Here is an 18,805-nt window from a genome sequence, read left to right on the forward strand (position 1 = left end):
CTACGAGGGCAAGACGGCGATGCTCACCACCGGCAACCTCGGCAACGTGATGAAGGAATCGGCGCTCGCCGCCCTCTCCTACGTCCGCACGAACGCGAAGGACTACGGGATCGACCCGACCCTCTTCGAGAAGTCCGACATCCACATCCACGTCCCCGAAGGCGCGATCCCGAAGGACGGCCCGTCCGCGGGCGTGACGATGGCGACCGCGCTCGTCTCGGCGCTCTCGCACCGCAAGGTCGACCGCTTCGTCGGGATGACCGGCGAGATCACCCTGAAAGGCCGCGTCCTGCCGATCGGCGGCCTCAAGGAGAAGGCGATCTCCGCCGCCCGCTCCGGCCTCAAGCGGATCATCATCCCGAAGGGAAACGAGAAGGACGTCGAGGAGATCCCGAAGGAAGTCCGCGACGTGCTCGAGATCGGCTTCGCCGAAACGATCGACGACGTCCTCGCCTTCGCCCTCAAGAACTGAATCCGGCCGCCCGCATCCCGCGGGCGGTTTTCGTTGTCAAACGCCCCCGCCCGGCGTATAATGATGTCAGATTCGCAAGCGAAAGGAACGACCGATGATCCAGACCCTCGACCGTCTCATCGACGGCATTCCCCTCACCGAATACCGTGACGAAGACGCCGGCACCGTCCGCGGCGTCATGTTCGTCGTCCACGGTCATACCGGCGAACGCGCCCACGTCGCCGACCTCGCGACCCGCTTCGCCGAAAACGGCTTCCTCGCGGTCGCGGTCGACGCGTTCATGCACGGTGCCCGCCGCGAAGCCCCCTACGGGACCGGCGACGGTCGCGCCTGCACGATGGCGATGCCCGGCGTGATCCTCCGGACCTGCGCCGACCTCGCGCATCTCGCGCGCACCGCCTATGCGGCCTATGCCCCCCTGATCTCCTTCTCCGGCACCAGCATGGGCGGCCACATCGCCTTCCAGATGCCGAAACACTATCCCGCGAAGGCGATCGTCCCCTTCATCGGCACTCCCGACATGATGCGCCACTACGCCGTGACCAAGTCGGATCAGATCGGCCTCTCCGAACTCGAACGCCTCCGCCCCGAACTCGACGCGCTCGAGATCGGCCCCGACTACGCCGCCTACATGAAGACCCGGATCGTGATCGCGAGCGGCCTCGACGACGCGGTCGTCGACTACCGTTACGCCGTCGACTTCCACGACGCGCTCGCCCGCGCGGGCCACGACGACGTCTCGATCGCCCTCTACCAGGTCGGCCACGAGGTCCCCGCCGAGATGCAGGAAGCGTCGATCGCGGCGCTTCTGGACTAGGGGGCCGCGATGGACCGTTTCCAGGATCTGATCGCCGAGGCCGCCCGCTGCCTCGACTGCAAGCACCGTCCCTGCCAGGTCGCCTGCCCCGCGCACAACGACATCCCGGCGCTGATGAAGGCCGTCAAGAACGGCGACTTCGCCGGCGGGAAGCGGCTCTGGGACAAGACTTCGAAGCTGCCCGAACTGTGCGGCGCGCTCTGCCAGCAGGAAGTCCTCTGCGAGGGCGCCTGCACCCTGAACAAGATCAAGAAGCCGGTCAGGATCGGCTTCGTCGAACGCGGCGTCGCCCTCCTCTTCTGGGGCGAGGCGGCGGTTCCGACGGCGATGCGGGACCACCGCCACCTCGTCGTCGGGATGGGACCCGCCGGCCTCGCCAACGCGATCGCGATGGCCGAGAAGGGCTACCGCGTCGACGCCGTCGAGGCCAATCCGCGCATCGGCGGAGCGATCTGGAACCTCGTACCGCCGTTCCGCTTCGACGCGAGCGACCTGTCCTCGATCGAGGTCAAGCTCGCCAAGCTCAAGGTCGACGTCCGCTACAACTTCCGCGTCGGCAGGGATGCCTCCCTCACCGACCTGGTCGACCGCTACGATTCGGTCTTCGTCGCCCACGGGCTCGACGTCCCGCAGCTCGTCCCGGGATTCTCCGGACCCGACGTCCACTATGCGATCGACCTTCTGAACCGCGTCGTCCATTCGCCCGCCGACCTCGGCAGGCTGCTCGGCCGCCGCGTCGCCGTCGTCGGACTCGGCAGCGTCGCCTGCGACACCGCCCGCACCCTCGCCCAGCTCGGGCGGACGGTCACGGTCGTCTACCGGCGCACGCTCGCGGAAGCCCCCGCAAGCCCGAAGGAGATCGCCGAGACCCTCGCCGAAGGCGTGACCATCGAGGTCCTCCTGAATCCGACCTCCTACCAGGACGGGATTCTCCACTGCGAACGCACCGAACTCGTCCACGACGCCGCCTCGCCGCGCGGCCGGATCCGCACGGTGCCCGGTTCGGACGTCCCGATCGCCTGCGACTCCGTCGTCTTCGCGATCGGCCAGGCGTCCTCGGACGCCCTCTTCGAGGGCACCGGCATCCGCTTGGCACCGGAAGTCTCGCCGTACGCGACGACCGACCCGAAGGTCTTCGTCGGCGGCGACCGCGTCATCAGGGAAAAGCGGATCGTCGACGCGATGGTCTCGGGGATCGAGGCCGCAGCCGAGATCGAGAGGAAGCATCCATGCGATTCACGTTGAAGAAGACCGTCGTCTACGTCTTCGGCCTCATGCTCCTCGGCCTGACGGTGTCGCTCATGCTCAACACGAACCTCGGGATGTCCTCGTGGGACGCCTTCTTCAAGAACCTCCACGACGGCATTCCGCTCGATTACCGCTACCTGAACTCGATCGCGGCGGCGGTGCTCACGCCGCTCGCCTACCTCGCCCAGAAGAAGAAGTTCACCGTCTGGGTCCTGTTTCCGATCGCGATCAGCTTCTTCATCGGCGCCGAGATCGACCTGATCCTCCTGTACGGACTGATCCCGAACGTGGCATCGGCGCTCTGGGTGTGGAACTGGCTCTACCTTCTGACCGCGGTCGCGATCTGCGCGGTCGGACTCAACATCATCGCCTGGTGCGCATACCCGATGCCCGCGCTCGACGAGCTCTGCCTCGCGCTCGCGGCGATCTTCAAGGCCTCGCACGGCCGCGGAAAGCTCTACGGCGAGATCCTCGCGCTCTTCCTCGCGGTGGCCACCGGCCTCGCCTTCGGCTATTGGGGCGTCCGCTTCAACATCGGCGTCACGACCGTCGTCTTCGCCGTCGCGATCGGTCCGGTGATCGATCTCATCAGAAAGCCCGTCCGACGGGCATTGGAGGCGATCGCGTCATGATCATCGAAATCTTCGGCGACGGCCTCGAGCGCCGCGACATCGCCAATCAGCCGCGCCGCGTCAGCTGCCGCGGCGTAGTCCTGAAGGATGAAAGGATCCTCGTCGTCCACAGCGACGGCCTCGACGTCACCACCCTTCCGGGCGGCGGCCGCGAAGCGGACGAATCGCTGTCCGCCTGCGTCGAGCGCGAGATCCGCGAGGAGACCGGCGAGGTCGTCCGCGCGATCGCGGAAGGCTGTATCGTGATCGAATACTTCGTCGATTCGATCTGGGAGACGCACTATTTCCGCTGCGAACCGACGGGAGCGACCGTGACGCGGGCGCTGACCGTCGAAGAGCGGGAGAAGGGGTGCGAACCGTCCTGGATCGGACTCTACGACTTCCTCGCGCTGCTTGAGGGCTACGAGAGCGAAAATCCCTACGGCGCGAACATCCACGAGCGCGAGCTCGTCGGCCTGATGAATACCCTCGATTGAGCGAAAGGACGATGGAACGGTTTCCGCGGCGCGGAGATCGTTCTTTTTCTTCGGCGCCGGATGTGCTATAATGGGCATGGGTCCGTCACGAAGGAGGTTCGCCATGGTCGTCACCGTCATCGATCTCTTGAACCATCTGCGCTGCCGGCGCTTCTCGCCGCTGGAACGACGCTCCACGGCGCGCAAGTACAACCCGACCAAGTCCGACGAGAAGTACGCCGAGTTCCGGCATCTGGGCGGCATCGTGGCGTACTCGGCGACCGCCGAGTACGACGCCGACGAGACCGTCGAACTCCAGAAGAACCGGCAGTACCGGCTGACCGACGACGCGGTCAGGACGATGCGCGACGTCGTCGTGACGAAGATCCTCTCGCAGCGCCCGGACATGAAGATCGACGTCGACAAGGAGTTCACCTACGCCTTCCACGACGGCTACCGGCTCGCGACCGCGCCCGACCTGCTGCTTTCCTTCGACGGCGTCTTCGAGGCGCTCACGTTCGTGCCGATGACGTCGCGCGAGCTGCTCGCGATGCAGTTCTCGGTGAACCGGACGAAGTATCCGCTGTTCGTGAAGGACGAGCGGAACATGTACGTCCCCGACCTCCGCGGCGTCTCGGACGCCTTCAAGACGAACTTCGACGACAAGCTCGCGAAGCTGACCGACCGCCATACCGACCTCGGCCGGATCGTCTACGACGTCGCCTTCAAGAACTTCATCCTCGACCGGCTGTTCCGGCCGCACGCGGTCAAGCAGCTGCTCGTCGTCCTGAACCACGAGTACGTCCACGACGGCAACCCGGGCGGGTACGGTCCGAGCCTGATCGTCGCCTTCGACCTCACCCAGATCGCGCGGCGGATGGCCGAGACGATCGAGATCGACCTCTACCGGATGATCAACCACGTCGAGCTCGACGACGACTCCCGCTGCCCGCTCGTGAAGAGCGAGTGCCGCCGGGGAATGTCGTTCCAGTGCCCCTACGTCGAGTACTGCTTCTCGCATCTGCCCAAGCGCCATTCCGTCTTCCACTATTTCTTCCAGCACCAGGGGTTCGTCGAGAGCCTGCCCGGCGAGGACGTCGTCCACGACACCTACGAACTCGTGAACCAGGGTGTCGTCGACATGCTCGACGTGCCGATCTCCTGGCTCAAGCGGGAGAAGAACCTGATGCAAAGGTACTGCGTCGAGAACGAGCGGCCGTTCTATAACAAGATCAAGCTGAAGACCTACCTCGACACCCTCCGTTATCCGCTCTACCTGCTCGACTTCGAGGCGTTCCCGGCGATCCTGCCGCGCTTCCGCGGCGAATCGCCGTATTCCCAGAGCCTCTTCCAGTTCTCCGTCCACGTCGTCGAACGCCCCGGGGACGATCCCGGCCGCGACGACCCCGCCACGCACCGCGAGTGGGTCGCGAAGGACGGCGCCGACCGCCGACGCGAATTCGTCGAGGCGCTCCTGACGGCGATCCCGCCGGGCGATTCGTCCGTCGTCGTCTACAACCAGAACTTCGAGAAGAACCGGCTCGTCGAACTGGCGACCCTCTTCCCCGAGCACGCCGACCGGCTGCGCGAGCTTGCGGGACGGCTCTTCGACCTCCTCAAGGCGGTCAAGAACGACGCCGACTTCTTCCTTTCGGCCGGCTTCACGAAGGAAGCCGCCGAGACCTACAACTACTACCATCCCGACCTCGACGGGACCTACTCGCTCAAGAAGGTCCTGCCGGCACTCGGCGGGGCGGACTACGAGGGCATGCCCATCGCGAACGGCGTGCAGGCGTACCTCGCCTACGCGTCGCTCGACGAACTCGAGCCCGAGGAGCGGGAGAAGACCCTCCGCGACCTCAGGAGCTACTGCGGCCTGGACACGTACGCGATGCATCTGATCCTCGCCGGGATCCGCGCCCAGATCGCGTAGAAATTCCTTGCATCGGGCCCCCCTTCGTGGTATAATCATTATCGCGCCCGCACCTGAAACCGACGTTCTCCGGCGTCGGCTCCGGATCCGGGTAAGTCAAAACACAGGAGGAAACACCATGGCACTGTCCAAAGCAAAGACCCAGGAAATCGTCAAGGCGTACCAGTTCAAGGAAGGGGACACCGGTTCCCCCGAGATCCAGATCGCCCTGCTCACCGAGGAGATCGCGCTCCTGAACCAGCATCTGCAGGTTCATGCGCACGACTTCCATTCCAAACGCGGTCTGTTGATGAAGGTCGGGAAACGCAGAAGCCTGCTCGATTACCTGCAGAAGGTCTCTCCCGAGCGCTACCAGACGCTGATCCAGAAACTCAGCCTGCGCCGCTAGCCGAACGCCGAAGCACCCAAAGTCCTTTTGGGTGCTTATCTTTTGTCAGGCGGGACGAAGGACGGATGATTTCATCCGTCGCGATGGTATAATGGTTCTATGAACGCGATCATCAACCGAAAAGAGGTAGACATAAATGAGTGAAACCACAGAAAAGAAAGTGTACAAGCTCGATTTCTTCGGCCGCACGCTGCAGGTCGAGGTCGGGCAGCTCGCCAAACAGGCCACCGGAGCGGCTTTGGTGAGATTCAACGATTCGGCCGTGCTCTCCGTCGCGGTCGTCGGCGAACCGAAGGAGGATCTCGATTACTTCCCCCTGATGGTCCTGTACCAGGAAAAGATGTACTCCGTCGGCAAGATCCCGGGCGGCTTCTTCCGCCGCGAAGGCCGTCCCTCGGAGCACGAGACGCTGAACGCCCGCGCGATCGACCGTCCGATCCGCCCGTTGTTCGACGAGAACTTCAGAAACGAAGTCCAGATCATCAACACCGTCATGTCGGTGAACCCGGACAACTCGCCGGAGATCGCCGCCCTGATCGGGTCGTCGCTCTCGCTCGGCCTCGGCGGCGTGCCGTTCAACGGCCCCGTCGCGATGGTCCAGGTCGGCCGCGTGAACGGCAAGCTGGTCTGCTGCCCGACGGCGGAGGAATCCCTCCAGTCGGACATCGACCTCACCATCGCCGGCACGAAGTACGCCGTGAACATGGTCGAGGCCGGCGCCAAGCAGGTCTCCGAAGCCGACATGCTCGAAGCGATCATGTTCGGACACGAGCAGATCAAGACGCTCGTCGCCTTCCAGGAGATGATCATCGCCGAGAACGCCAAGCCCCTGATCGAGGTTCTCTACGAGACCGTCCCCGCCGAGATCGACAAGGCCGTCCGCGAACTCGACGGCGGCCGCATCGTCAAGGCGATCGTAATCAAGGAAAAGCTCGAGCGCGGCGACGCGATCGAAGCCGTCAACGAAGAGGTCCGCACCACCCTCGAGGAACAGTTCAAGGCCCAGGGCCTCGACAAGGACGAAATCAAGAAGAACATCTACTTCGTGAACAAGGTGCTCGAAGCCATCCTCGTCGACGAAGTCCGCCGGCTCATCACGGAAGACAGGATCCGTCCGGACGGACGCGCCTGCGACGAGATCCGCCCGCTTGCGGCCGAGGTCGACCTGTTCGAACGCACCCACGGCTCCGCCCTCTTCACCCGCGGTCAGACCCAGGTCTTCGCCGCGACGACGCTCGGCCCGCTGCGCGACGCGCAGCTGATCGAAGGCGTCACCCTCGACGACGAGAAAAGGTTCATGCTGCACTACAACTTCCCGCAGTTCTCGGTCGGATCGACGGGCCGCTACGGCTCCCCCGGACGGCGTGAAGTCGGCCACGGCGCCCTCGGCGAACGGGCCCTCCTCCAGGTGATCCCGTCCGAGGACGAGTTCCCGTACGCGATCCGCGTCGTCTCCGAAGTCCTCGAGTCCAACGGCTCCTCGTCGCAGGCGACGATCTGCTCCGGCACGATGTCGCTCATGGCCGCGGGCGTCCCGATCAAGGCGCCGGTCGCGGGCATCGCGATGGGCCTCGTCAAGAAGGGCGACAAGGTCACGATCCTCACCGACATCCAGGGCCTCGAGGACCACTTCGGGGACATGGACTTCAAGATCGCCGGCACGAAGGACGGCATCACCGCCCTGCAGATGGACATCAAGGTCGACGGCATCTCCCGCGAAGTCATGCAGGAAGCCCTCGAACAGGCCCGCAAGGGACGTCTGCAGATCCTCGACGTCATGCTCGCGGCGATTCCCGAACCGCGCAAGGAACTCTCCAAGTACGCCCCGAAGGTCAAGATCATGCGCATCAACGTCGACAAGATCCGCGACGTCATCGGCCCCGGCGGAAAGATGATCCAGTCGATCGTCGAGCGCTGCAACGAGGTCAAGATCGACATCGAGCAGGACGGCCGCGTCATCTTCATGCACACGGACGTCTACTGGATCGACCAGGCGATGAAGCTCGTCGCCGACATCGTCCGCGAAGTCCAGGTCGGCGAAATCTACACCGGCAAGGTGGTCCGCATCGAGAAGTTCGGCTGCTTCGTCGAACTGTGGCCCGGCCAGGACGGCCTCTGCCACATCTCGAAGCTCGCGGAAAAGCGCGTCGAGCGCGTCGAGGACGTCGTCAAGCTCGGCGACATGATCACGGTGAAGGTCACCGAGATCGACGAGAAGGGCCGCGTCGACCTGTCGCGCAAGGCCATCCTCGAATCGCTGAAAAAGTAGGGAAACGTGTTATAATAAGGTGTCGGATGATCGGGCGATCGAGCGCTTCGGCGTTAGGAAAGTCCATGCTAGCACGGGCTGCGACGCCCGTAACGTTTGCGCCATACGAACCGATAAGTATGGGCACCGAGCAATCGGTGACGGCGGCGAAAGGGATGTCAAAGGCCCCGGTAGCCCCAAGGTGCCACAGAGACGAGCCTTGCGGAACACGCAAGGATGAAACGCGGTAAACCCCACAAGCTAGAAACCCAAATTTCGGTAGGGGAACGGAAGGCGGAGAACTGAATCCAGCCGACCGACGGCGAAAGCCGTAGATAAATGATCGCCACCCCGCAGGGGGGACAGAACATGGCTTACACATCATCCGGCCGAAAAAAGCATAATCCAACCCATTATGCTTTTTTTACTGCAAAAAACGGCTGTTTGTGATAGAATAAGACCGCAACGGAGAGGAGGCGAACGCCATGCCGGACAAGTTGGAACTGCAGGAACGCCAGAAGCACATCCGCAACTTCTCGATCATCGCGCACATCGACCACGGCAAGTCGACGCTCGCCGACCGCATCCTCCAGGCGTGCGACGCCGTTCCCGAGCGCGAGATGAAGAACCAGCTGCTCGACTCGATGGACCTCGAGCGCGAGCGCGGGATCACCATCAAGCTGAACAGCGTCGAACTCCAGTACAAGAGCAAGGACGGACAGCACTACGTCTTCCACCTGATCGACACCCCCGGCCACGTCGACTTCACCTACGAGGTCTCGCGCTCGCTCGCCGCGTGCGACGGCGCGATCCTCGTCGTCGACGCCTCGCAGGGGATCGAGGCGCAGACGCTCGCCAACGTCTACCTCGCCCTCGACAACGACCTCGAGATCGTCTCCGTCATCAACAAGATCGACCTGCCGTCCGCCGACGTCGAGAAGGTCCGGAAGGAACTCGCCGACACGATCGGGCTCGACGGGAACGCCGCGATCCCGGCCTCCGCGAAGATGGGCATCGGGATCATCGAGATCCTCGAAGCCGTGGTCAAGAACGTCCCGGCCCCGTCCGGGTCGGTCGACGAACCGCTCCAGTGCCTCATCTTCGACTCCTACTACGACACCTACCGCGGCGTCGTCCCGCTCGTGCGCGTGATGAACGGCCTGATCAAAAAGGGCGACCGCATCCGGATGATGGCGACCGCCGCCGAATACGAGGTCATGGAGACCGGCGTCTTCACTCCCAAGGAGGAGTCGCGTCCGTTTCTCGCGGCCGGCGACGTCGGCTGGTTCACCGCCCAGATCAAGAACATCGAGACGATCCACGTCGGCGACACCGTCACCTCCGCGACGCGCCCCGCATCCGCGCCGCTTCCGGGCTACCGCCGGCTCACGCCGATGGTCTACTGCGGGATCTATCCGGTCGAGGCCGACGACTACCAGGACCTCAAGGACGCGCTCGAGAAGATGAAGCTCTCCGACGCCGCCCTGCAGTACGAACCCGAGACCTCCCAGGCACTCGGCTTCGGCTTCCGCATCGGCTTCCTCGGCCTGCTCCACATGGAGATCTTCCAGGAGCGGATGGAACGCGAGTTCGACATGAACATCATCGCCACCGCCCCCTCCGTCGGCTACAAGGTCGTCCTCACCGACGGAAGCGTGATCGAGATCGACAATCCGGCGATGCTGCCCGACCCCTCGAAGGTCGACCACATCGAGGAACCGATCGTGAAGGCGACGATCATCACCCCCTCCGACTATGTCGGGAACATCATGGAGCTCTGCCAGTACAAGCGCGGCGTCTTCAAGGACATGCAGTACATCTCCACGTCCCGCGTCGAGCTCCTCTACGAGATGCCGCTCGCGGAGATCATCTTCGACTTCTTCGACAAGCTCAAGTCCTACACGAAGGGCTACGCCTCGCTCGACTACGAGCTCCACGGCTACCGCACCTCCAAGCTCACGAGGATGGACATCCTCCTGAACGGCGAGCCGGTCGACGCCCTGGCGATCATCGTCCACCAGGACTTCGCCTACGACCGCGGCTCGAAGATGTGCATCAAGCTGAAGGAACTGATCCCGCGCCAGCTGTTCGAGATCCCCGTGCAGGCGGCGCTCGGCTCCAAGATCATCGCCCGCACGAACATCAAGGCGCTCCGCAAGGACGTGCTCGCGAAGTGCTACGGCGGCGACATCTCCCGCAAGATGAAGCTCCTCAACAAGCAGAAGGAAGGCAAGAAGCGGATGAAGGCCGTCGGTTCGGTCGAGATTCCCCAGGAAGCCTTCATGAGCGTGCTCCGGCTGGACGACGACAACTGATCGTCGTCCTTTTCGTTTTTTCTTTTCATTCGTCCGAAACGATGGTATAATCGACATGGGCGCGCAATCGTTCACCGTCGCGCCGATGGGGGACCATGATGAAGCGAACTCTGCGATTTCTTTCCGTCCTGACCGTTTCCTTCCTGCTTTCCGGATGCGCCCTCGCCACCGCGGTCGAACGGCTCGGGTTCATGTCGCAGAGCGCGTTCTTCGAGATGAAGTTCGCCGGCGCCGACGCCTATTCCTACACGATGTCGACGACGGTCGACGCAAGATACCGCTATCTCGGCTACGAGCAGTCGGAGTCGTTTTCCTACGACATCGAAAGCGACGTCTACCTCGACGATTTCCTGATCGACGCGACCGTCACGTCGGACGGCGAGACGACGCGGATCCTCGTCTTCGAGGAAGAGGACGCTAAGGTCGCCTACCAGTGGGTCGGGGAAGACGTCCTGTACCCGATCGACGGCTTCACCGAAGACGACCTCGCGGCGCTCTCGGGATTCGAAGCCGGGGACCGCACCGCCATCGGCATCGACGACTTCGAGGGAATCGTCAGAAACGACGACGGGACCTTCGGGCTCTCCGTCGATCTCGGCGCGGAGGAGGGCTTCGGCTACGAGATGGCGACTGAGATCGCGGCCGCGTCCGGGCTTGAACGCGAAGATCTCGCCGACGTCGCGGTCGATCTTCTCGTCGACATCGACAACCGCGAGGACACCCTCTCGATCGCGGCGACGCTCGAGGACTTCGAGTTCATGATGCAGGGCATCGAATTCACCTTCGACATCGGCGTGACGACCTCCCTCGCGCTCCGCGACGTCCCGGCGCGCACCGAGCCCGAGGATCCGTACTACGGCCTGCCGACGCAGACGTTCGGGGCCGCGGTCGACGCCCGGCCGGACGAGACGACCCGCGTCTTCGTCGCCGGCGGCAGCGGATTCCATTGGCTCCGGATCGAACTCGAGGCGGGCGACTACCTGATCGAATGGACGGGCACGGACATGGCGCTCTCGATCGGGGTCGCGAATTCCGCCGGGATCTACTTCCACGGCGGCTCTCCGTTCTTCACGGCGCCTGCGGACGGCACCTACTACATCGGTTTCGACTGCGGGCGCACCGCCTGTCGCCTCGAGGTGACGATCGTCCCGCAGCCGAATCCGTGAACGACGCCGTGACGGACCCGTCACGGCGTCTTTTTTCGCGATCCGATGCCGATCGCTGTCGCTTTTCGCGCTTTTATGTTAACATAATGTCAGGTGATCACATTGTCCAAGGGACTTTACGTGCACATTCCGTTCTGCGACCGCATCTGCGCCTACTGCGACTTTCCCAAGACGGTCGCGCCGGCACCGGTCCGCGAACAGTATCTCGAAGCCCTCAAGACCGAACTCGACGCCGTCCGCGCCGAGGTTTCTGACGTCGACACCGTCTACGTCGGCGGCGGCACCCCCTCCTCCCTCGGCGTCGAGGCGCTTTCCGACCTGTGCGACTTCCTCGCAAGCGTCGTGAACGTCCCGCATCTGAAGGAATTCACGGTCGAGGCGAATCCGAACGACGTCGACGGCGAATTCGCGAGGATGCTGAAGGCGAAGGGCGTCACCCGCCTCTCCCTCGGGGTCCAGTCCGGCGAACCGCGGCTCCTCGGCCTGATGGGACGGACCCACGGGCGGGAGGACGTCGAGCGGGCGATGCGCGCGCTCCACGACATCCACTTCTACAACGTCAACCTCGACTTCATCTACGCCCTGCCGACCCAGACGGTCGAGGAACTCGGCCGCGACCTCGATTTCGCGACCCGCCTCCAGCCGACCCACCTGTCGTTCTATACCCTGATCCTCGAGCCGCGGACGATCCTGTACCACGAATGGAAGGAAGGCCGCCTGGAACCGCTTGACGAGGAGACCGAAGCGGCGATGGCGGAACTCGTCAACCGTACCCTTCCGGCCCGCGGCTACCTCCGCTACGAAGTCTCGAACTTCGCGATCGCCGGCTTCGAGTCGAAGCACAACCTGCTCTACTGGGACGTGCACGACTATCTCGGCGTCGGGATGGGGGCGCATTCGCTTTCGCACGGGGTCCGGTTCCACAACGAAACGACGCTGTCGCGCTACCTCGCCGCCGTGAAGAAGAGCGGCGTCGGCGGACGCATTCCCGATCCGTGCGATCCGGTCCGCGAGGCCTGCGTGATGGGTCTTCGGAAGGCCTCCGGGATCGACGTGACCGACCTCTGGCTCCGCTTCAAGGTCGACGTCCTCCTCCGGTTCCCGCGCCTGCGCCAGAACGAGGCCGAGGGCCTCGTCGCGATCGACGGCCGGTCGATCCGCCTGACCGAGAAGGGGTTCATGCTCATGAACTACGTCGAGCGGAGCTTCGCGTGAGGTGCCGGGGATGAACGACAAGCTCCTGAAGGAATACGTCTACTACCTCCGGATCACCCGGAACCTCGCGAAGAACACCCTGTCCTCCTACCGCTCCGACCTCGAGAAGTACCTCGAGTTCATGGAGAAGAACTACCATGCCGTCCGGATCGATCAGATCACGAAGACGTATGCGCTCAACTACCTCGCGAAGATGAAGCGCGACGGCCTCGCCGTCAAGAGCATCCAGCGGAAGCTCTCGGCGATCAAGTCGTTCCACCGCTACGCCGAATCGGAAGGCCTCGTCCCCCGAAACGTGATCGAGGCCGTCCGGCAGCCGAAGGCGCAGCGGACCCTGCCGGTGGTGATGAACCGCGTCGAGATCGAGCGGCTGCTTCTGGCCGCGCGCGCCGACGAGTCGCCGCTCGCCCTCCGCAACGTCGCGCTCGTCGAACTCGCCTACGGTTCGGGCCTGCGCGTCTCCGAGCTCCTCAACCTGAAGATCGCCGACCTGCATCTGCCCAACGGCGTCGTCCACGTCCTCGGGAAGGGCGGGAAGGAGCGCATCGTCCCGCTCGGAGAACCGACCGTCCTCGCCCTCCGCCGCTACCTCGTCGACTCCCGCCCGCTGATCCATCCGGCCGCGAAGGAGGGCGTCTTCGTGAACAAGAACGGCACCCGGCTCTCGCGCGTCGGCTTCTTCAAGATCGTGAAGAAGCTCGCCGAAGCGGCCGGGATCGAGAAGCCGGTCTCGCCGCACACGTTCCGCCATTCCTTCGCCACCGACATGCTCGAAAACGGCGCCGACCTGCGCGCCGTGCAGGAACTGCTCGGCCACGAGGACGTCGTCACCACCGAGATCTACACCCACGTCTCGCAGCTTCGCCTGCGGGACGCCTACGAGGCGGCCCATCCGCGCGCCGCCAAAGAAAAGAAGGAGAACAGACCATGACCTACAAGCGCATCTTCCTCATCGTGATGGATTCGGTCGGCTGCGGCGCGATGCCGGACGCCGCCAAGTTCGGCGACGTCGGAGCCGACACCATCGGAAACCTTTCCCGCGCGACCCGCGGGATCCATCTGCCGACGCTTCAGTCCTTCGGCTACGGAAACCTGACCGCGATCGAGGGCGTCCCGCCGACCGCATCCCCCCGCGCCGTCGCCCTGAAGATGGCGGAGCTCTCCGCCGGCAAGGACACGATGACCGGCCACTGGGAGATCATGGGGCTCAAGACCTCGATCCCCTTCCAGACGTTCACCGACACCGGCTTCCCCCCCGAACTGATCGCCGCGCTCGAACGCGAGACCGGCCGCAAGGTCGTCGGAAACAAGGCCGCCTCCGGCACCGAGATCCTCGTCGAACTCGGGCCGCACCAGATGAAGACCGGCGACCTGATCGTCTACACCTCGGCCGACTCGGTCCTGCAGATCGCCGCCCACGAGGAGGTCATCCCGCTCGAGGAACTCTACCACGACTGCCACGTCGCCCGCGAACTCACCCTCCGGCCCGAATGGAAGGTGGGAAGGGTGATCGCCCGTCCCTACGTCGGGAACGCCAAAGACGGCTTCCGCCGCACCCCGAACCGCCACGACTACGCCCTCTCCCCCTTCGCCCCGACGGTCCTGGACCGTCTCGCGGAGGCGGGGCTCGATGTCATCTCGGTCGGGAAGATCCGCGACATCTTCAACGGCTCCGGGATCACCGCGCACCACGGCATCGTCTCGAACCACGACGGAATGGAAAAGACGAAGGCGATCGCGAAGGCCGACTTCACCGGTCTCTGCTTCGTCAACCTCGTCGACTTCGACGCGATGTACGGCCATCGCCGCGACCCCTTCGGCTACAAGCTCGCGCTCGAGGAGTTCGACCGCGACCTCGCCGACCTGATCCCCCTGCTGCGCGACGACGACCTCCTCATGATCACCGCCGATCACGGCAACGACCCGACCCACGCGGGCACGGACCACACCCGCGAGTACGTCCCGCTCTTCCTGTTCGCCAAGGGGCTCGCCGGCCGCATCCTGCCCGATTCCGACACCTTCGCCGACATCGGCGCGACCGTCGCCGACGACTTCGGCGTCGCCGCCCCCGACATCGGCGCTTCGCTCCTGAAGCGGATCGGCTGAGACGATGTCCAGGCTCGAACGGATCCGGCTGCTCCCGGGGCGTCCGCCCGCCTATCCCTTCACGGTGCCGGCGCTGTCCGGCGACCTCGACCTCGTCCTCACCGCTCCGGTCACGGTCCTGATCGGCGAGAACGGGAGCGGGAAGTCGACCCTCCTCGACCTCGTCGGGGCGAAGGCGGGGCTGGTGCGGATCGCCCAGGACGATCCGCTGAATCGGTCCCGGGCCGCGCTCTTCCGCCAGGCGTCCGCCTTCGTCGAGACCGTCTTCCGTCCGGTCCGGCCCAAAGGCTTCCACTTCGCCGCATCCGACTTCGCCACGTACCTGAGGTACATCGCCGCCGAGAAGGAGTACGCCCACGAAGAACTCGACCGCGTCGCCAAGGAATACACCCGCAAGTCCGACTTCGCGAAGATGATGGCGGCGGCGCCGGCGGAACGCACCCTCGCCGAGCTCGACGGGATGTACGGCCGCGACCTCTCCGCCTCCTCCCACGGCGAAAGCTACCTCGACTTCTTCGCCTCCCGGCTCCGCCCCGACTCGCTCTTCCTGCTCGACGAACCGGAGACGCCGCTCTCCTTCCAGAACCAGCTCGCACTGCTCGTCATGATCGACCAGGGGGTCGCGGAAGGATGCCAGTTTCTGATCGCGACCCATTCGCCGGTCCTCGCCGGGATTCCCGAAGCCGACATCCTGTCATTCGAGGGAACGTCGATCCGCAGGCGGAAATACAGTGAGATCGAGGCGTTCTCGCTTCTGTCCCGCTTCCTCGCCGACCGCGAGGGCTTCTTCGAGAACCTGCGCCGCGAATGAAGAAAAGGCGCCGGATGTCCGTGGGAACGGGCATCCGGCGCCTTTCTGTTTCGATGACTATTCGATCGTGATCGCGTAGCGGCGGTATTTCTTCCGGATGTCGCGGACGATCCTAGCCGTCTTCTTGGCGTTGGCGCGGCGCAGCGGCGCGACGATCCGACGGTACTTCACCTGGCGCATCGCCGTCTTCACGTACTTCCGGTTCGCCTGCAGGAAGCGGGCGAAGTCGTCGGAGAGCTCGCGCGAGATCTGGGTGTGCGAGCGGAGCGCGTCCTGATATTCCGCGGTCAGCCGGGCGATCGTCTTCTGGAGCGTGTCGGACGCCTGCGCGACTTCGGCGACGTAGGCGGTCTCGAGCGCCGCGGCGCGGGTCTCGAGCTGCGCGCGGGCGGCGTCGGTGCGCCCCTTCAGTTCCGCGCGGGCGCCGTCGCAGGCGGCCTTCGACGCGGTTTCGGACGCGGCGACGACGGAAAGCCGTTCCCGGTATTCCTTCTCGACGGCCTCGAGGCCGGTGCGGTAGACCGCCTCGGAACGTTCCCGCGACGCCATGATCGCGTCGACGAGTTCGAGGTACTGGGCCCGGTCGTAGCCGGCGGTCTGCTTGAAAAAGACCTCGCGGTACCGGTCGAGGAGCGGCCCGATGCGATCGTCGAGACGGGCCTCGGCGAGCTTCAGTTCGTAGTGGCGGCGGTCGTTGATCTTCTGCAGGGAATCGAAGAACGCCGGGTCGAGGACGTCGACGGAGGAGTCGAGGTAGGGCTTGAGCGCCTCGTAGCGGACGCGGGCGTATTCGTAGAGGGCGGTGAACTGCGCGACGGTGGCGTCTTTGAGGCGTTCCGCCTCGCGGGCGCCCTCCTCGAGATAGTCGTCGAGACGGGAGAGCTCGCGGCTTGCGGCGGCGATGGCCTCGTCGTCGGACTGCGACCTCACGAGCATGTTCACCTTCGAATCGCGGAGCTGACGCTGGCGGTTGAGTTCGCCCTGGATCGACTTTCGCTTCTTCGGATCCTGTTCGAGCTCGAGGCGCTGCGCCTCGGTGTAGAGCCGGGCCTGGTACTCGTCCTCGGCGAGCCGGATCTCACGCCCGAAGCGATCGCGGACGTTGTCGATCGCCTCGCGGTGGAAGCGGCGCTCGTCCTCGACGGCATCGGCGAGCGATTCGAGGCGGAGACGGTACTCGCTCTCGGCGAACTCGACCTGTTCGCGCGCGAAGCGCATCTGGTTCTGGTAGGTCGTGAGGATGAAGTCGTGGTCGATCTTCGTCTCCTCGGCGACGCGCGACTTCTGCATCACGAGGAAGGCGAGCTCGTTCTCGTAGGCGGTCTTGAAGTGGATCGCCTTCATCTCGTATTCCTTCAGGAGCAGTTCGATCTCGGCCTTCGCCTCGACCACGTAGACCTCGTGGGTCTCCCCCTCGCGGACGCGCTTGACGAGTTCGTCGAAGACGAGCGAGAGCCACATGCGGTCGGTGTTGAGCGAATCGACGAGCCAGGAGAGGTGGACGTTGGCGGCGCGCTCGACGCGCGCGACCTCGATCCGCTCGCGATCGACGGAATGCCGGAGGGCCTCGATACGGGCTCGGCTCTCGATCGCGAAGTCGTTGATGTCGGCGATCTTCTGGAGCAGTTCGGATTCCTCCGCGAGCATCTGGCGGTTGACGGCGTGGGTCAGTTTCGTCTCGAGTCCGTTGATCTGGCTCTTGATCTTGGCCGACTGGATGTCGTAGTTGATGTTGGTCTTGAGCTCCTTGTTCACGCGGAGCATCGAGAGTTCGAGGCGCTCTTCCTTGATCGCCTTGCTCGACTCGTCGCCGAGCGTCTGCGCGAGGAACGGGTCGATCCGGATCACGGCGAGGTATTCGTCGAGCGAACGGGCCATCTTCCCGATCGCCCGCGCCGTCTCGGCCTCGGCGAGCAGCAGCAGGCGCTTCTTCTCGAGCAGCTGCCGGCGGAGCATGAAGTCGGCGCGCCTGCGCGCCTTGTCGCGGATCGCGGTCCAGGCCTCGAGGCGCTTCAGGTTGTGCGCCGCGGCCTGCAGGCCCGGATGCTTCTTCTCGGCGGAGAGCGCCGCGACGCGGCGTCTGGCGAGGTCGAGGTAGCGCTCCGGATCGTCGAAGAAGTCGTACTTGTCGACGAGGGCGTACGAGGCGCGGCGGAGGAGGTGCTGGTAGACGCGGTCGTAGACGGCCGCGTAGTCCGCCTCGAGCGCCCGCTTGATGTCGGCGTCGCGGCGGAGCGAGTGCTCCTTGTAGGCGTTGAACTGGTTGATCTTGTCCGAGGCGATCGCCTGGATCTCGATCGAGGTCGGGTCGGGTTCGGCGCTGTAGGTGTACTGGTTGTCCCAGTAGTGCTTCATCTCGCGGTCGTAGAACGATTCGATTGAGGCGACCTTGGCGTTCTTGTCGCGGATGATCTTCCCGATCAGGGCGTCCATGCCCTCGATCTCGGCGTCGAGCGACTGGAAGATCTTCGCGATCTCGGTTTCGTAGCGGACCAGGACTGACTGGAACTCGGTCGATTTCTGCATGTAGAACTCGAAGTAGTCCTCGGTGCCGATCAGGGCCTGGAGGTACTCGCGTTCCTGGGTCTTGAAGAAGTCGGTCTTGACGACCAGAAGCGAGCGGGACAGATCGTCCGCGGCGTCGATCACCTTGGCCGCGTTGAGGCGGTCGTAGTCGAGGATCGCGACATTGTGGTCGTGGACGGCGGTCTCGGTCGCGCGGATGATCTGGGAGCGTTCGACGACGACCTCCTCGTCGTGGAAGAAGATCGAGTCCTTGAGCTTCGCCGCCTCGTCCTTGAGCGTATCGAGACGCTCCTCGACGGCGGTGAGGTTGTTCAGCGTGATCGCGCGGTGGGTCTTCGCGCGATGGGTGATGCGCTGAAAGAAATCCTCGTAAAGCGACGCCTCCGCGGCGAAGGCGGCGCCGACGGCGTTCTTGTGGTCGGAGGCGAGGGTCGTGCGGGTCTGTTCGCGTTCGGGTTCCTTGGCCATGGGGG

Annotated in this window: 15 protein-coding genes and 1 other RNA gene; 15 read left to right on the forward strand and 1 reads right to left on the reverse strand. The window is 64.4% G+C overall.

From position 1 onward, the window contains the following. From WC509_05005 to WC509_05075, 15 genes are all read left to right on the forward strand, one after another. The coding region (locus tag WC509_05005) for a S16 family serine protease (GenBank protein MFA5006801.1) at positions 1-472 on the forward strand (472 nt) is incomplete at its 5' end. 94 nt (positions 473-566) lie between these two features. Further along, a complete protein-coding gene (locus WC509_05010; GenBank protein MFA5006802.1) occupies positions 567-1,289 on the forward strand; it encodes an alpha/beta hydrolase in 723 nt (240 codons plus the stop codon). A gap of 9 nt (positions 1,290-1,298) precedes the next feature. After that, the gene (locus WC509_05015; GenBank protein MFA5006803.1) at positions 1,299-2,534 is read left to right on the forward strand and encodes an FAD-dependent oxidoreductase; all 1,236 of its coding nucleotides are present in this window, start codon (positions 1,299-1,301) and stop codon (positions 2,532-2,534) included. Next, the gene (locus WC509_05020; protein MFA5006804.1) at positions 2,519-3,169 is read left to right on the forward strand and encodes a DUF6198 family protein; all 651 of its coding nucleotides are present in this window, start codon (positions 2,519-2,521) and stop codon (positions 3,167-3,169) included. The genes WC509_05015 and WC509_05020 overlap by 16 nt, the downstream gene beginning before the upstream one ends. Continuing rightward, complete coding sequence (locus tag WC509_05025; protein ID MFA5006805.1) at positions 3,166-3,645, forward strand: NUDIX hydrolase; 480 nt, start codon at positions 3,166-3,168, stop codon at positions 3,643-3,645. Before WC509_05020 ends, WC509_05025 begins: the two co-directional genes overlap by 4 nt. 103 nt (positions 3,646-3,748) lie before the next feature. After that, positions 3,749-5,557 (forward strand): DUF2779 domain-containing protein, encoded by a 1,809-nt coding sequence (locus tag WC509_05030; protein ID MFA5006806.1) that lies wholly within the window; start codon positions 3,749-3,751, stop codon positions 5,555-5,557. A 118-nt stretch (positions 5,558-5,675) separates the two neighbouring features. Further along, a complete protein-coding gene (rpsO, locus tag WC509_05035) occupies positions 5,676-5,945 on the forward strand; it encodes a 30S ribosomal protein S15 (protein ID MFA5006807.1) in 270 nt (89 codons plus the stop codon). Positions 5,946-6,081: 136 nt separating this feature from the next. Beyond that, positions 6,082-8,214, forward strand: coding sequence for a polyribonucleotide nucleotidyltransferase (pnp, locus tag WC509_05040; protein ID MFA5006808.1), 2,133 nt, complete (start codon positions 6,082-6,084; stop codon positions 8,212-8,214). Between the two features lie 26 nt (positions 8,215-8,240). Next, positions 8,241-8,575, forward strand: an RNA gene (rnpB, locus tag WC509_05045) — RNase P RNA component class B. Positions 8,576-8,678: 103 nt separating this feature from the next. Beyond that, a complete protein-coding gene (gene lepA, locus WC509_05050; GenBank protein ID MFA5006809.1) occupies positions 8,679-10,508 on the forward strand; it encodes a translation elongation factor 4 in 1,830 nt (609 codons plus the stop codon). 98 nt (positions 10,509-10,606) lie between these two features. Then, positions 10,607-11,674, forward strand: a complete 1,068-nt coding sequence (locus WC509_05055) for a hypothetical protein (GenBank protein MFA5006810.1) — start codon at positions 10,607-10,609, stop codon at positions 11,672-11,674. A gap of 102 nt (positions 11,675-11,776) precedes the next feature. Further along, positions 11,777-12,889 (forward strand): radical SAM family heme chaperone HemW, encoded by a 1,113-nt coding sequence (hemW, locus tag WC509_05060; protein ID MFA5006811.1) that lies wholly within the window; start codon positions 11,777-11,779, stop codon positions 12,887-12,889. Between the two features lie 10 nt (positions 12,890-12,899). Next, positions 12,900-13,820 (forward strand): site-specific tyrosine recombinase XerD, encoded by a 921-nt coding sequence (gene xerD / locus WC509_05065; protein MFA5006812.1) that lies wholly within the window; start codon positions 12,900-12,902, stop codon positions 13,818-13,820. Continuing rightward, a complete protein-coding gene (locus WC509_05070) occupies positions 13,817-14,995 on the forward strand; it encodes a phosphopentomutase (protein MFA5006813.1) in 1,179 nt (392 codons plus the stop codon). The genes xerD and WC509_05070 overlap by 4 nt, the downstream gene beginning before the upstream one ends. Before the next feature lie 4 nt (positions 14,996-14,999). Continuing rightward, positions 15,000-15,806 (forward strand): AAA family ATPase, encoded by an 807-nt coding sequence (locus tag WC509_05075; GenBank protein MFA5006814.1) that lies wholly within the window; start codon positions 15,000-15,002, stop codon positions 15,804-15,806. A gap of 57 nt (positions 15,807-15,863) precedes the next feature. Here WC509_05075 and WC509_05080 read toward each other — a convergent pair whose 3' ends face one another. After that, positions 15,864-18,800: a hypothetical protein gene (locus WC509_05080; protein ID MFA5006815.1), complete on the reverse strand. Its 2,937-nt coding sequence runs from the start codon at positions 18,798-18,800 to the stop codon at positions 15,864-15,866. Between the last annotated feature and the right edge of the window lie 5 nt (positions 18,801-18,805).

The organism is Candidatus Izemoplasmatales bacterium (assembly GCA_041649275.1).
GTDB lineage: Bacteria > Bacillota_I > Bacilli_A > Izemoplasmatales > Hujiaoplasmataceae > UBA12489.

What these genes read in the sequence shown, in the direction of transcription:
- WC509_05010 (MFA5006802.1), top strand. Translation starts at nt 567, where the DNA reads ATGATCCAGACCCTCGACCGTCTCATCGACGGCATTCCCCTCACCGAA.
- WC509_05015 (MFA5006803.1), top strand. Translation starts at nt 1,299, where the DNA reads ATGGACCGTTTCCAGGATCTGATCGCCGAGGCCGCCCGCTGCCTCGAC.
- WC509_05020 (MFA5006804.1), top strand. Translation starts at nt 2,519, where the DNA reads ATGCGATTCACGTTGAAGAAGACCGTCGTCTACGTCTTCGGCCTCATG.
- WC509_05025 (MFA5006805.1), top strand. Translation starts at nt 3,166, where the DNA reads ATGATCATCGAAATCTTCGGCGACGGCCTCGAGCGCCGCGACATCGCC.
- WC509_05030 (MFA5006806.1), top strand. Translation starts at nt 3,749, where the DNA reads ATGGTCGTCACCGTCATCGATCTCTTGAACCATCTGCGCTGCCGGCGC.
- rpsO (MFA5006807.1), top strand. Translation starts at nt 5,676, where the DNA reads ATGGCACTGTCCAAAGCAAAGACCCAGGAAATCGTCAAGGCGTACCAG.
- pnp (MFA5006808.1), top strand. Translation starts at nt 6,082, where the DNA reads ATGAGTGAAACCACAGAAAAGAAAGTGTACAAGCTCGATTTCTTCGGC.
- lepA (MFA5006809.1), top strand. Translation starts at nt 8,679, where the DNA reads ATGCCGGACAAGTTGGAACTGCAGGAACGCCAGAAGCACATCCGCAAC.
- WC509_05055 (MFA5006810.1), top strand. Translation starts at nt 10,607, where the DNA reads ATGAAGCGAACTCTGCGATTTCTTTCCGTCCTGACCGTTTCCTTCCTG.
- xerD (MFA5006812.1), top strand. Translation starts at nt 12,900, where the DNA reads ATGAACGACAAGCTCCTGAAGGAATACGTCTACTACCTCCGGATCACC.
- WC509_05070 (MFA5006813.1), top strand. Translation starts at nt 13,817, where the DNA reads ATGACCTACAAGCGCATCTTCCTCATCGTGATGGATTCGGTCGGCTGC.
- WC509_05075 (MFA5006814.1), top strand. Translation starts at nt 15,000, where the DNA reads ATGTCCAGGCTCGAACGGATCCGGCTGCTCCCGGGGCGTCCGCCCGCC.
- WC509_05080 (MFA5006815.1), bottom strand. Translation starts at nt 18,800, where the DNA reads ATGGCCAAGGAACCCGAACGCGAACAGACCCGCACGACCCTCGCCTCC.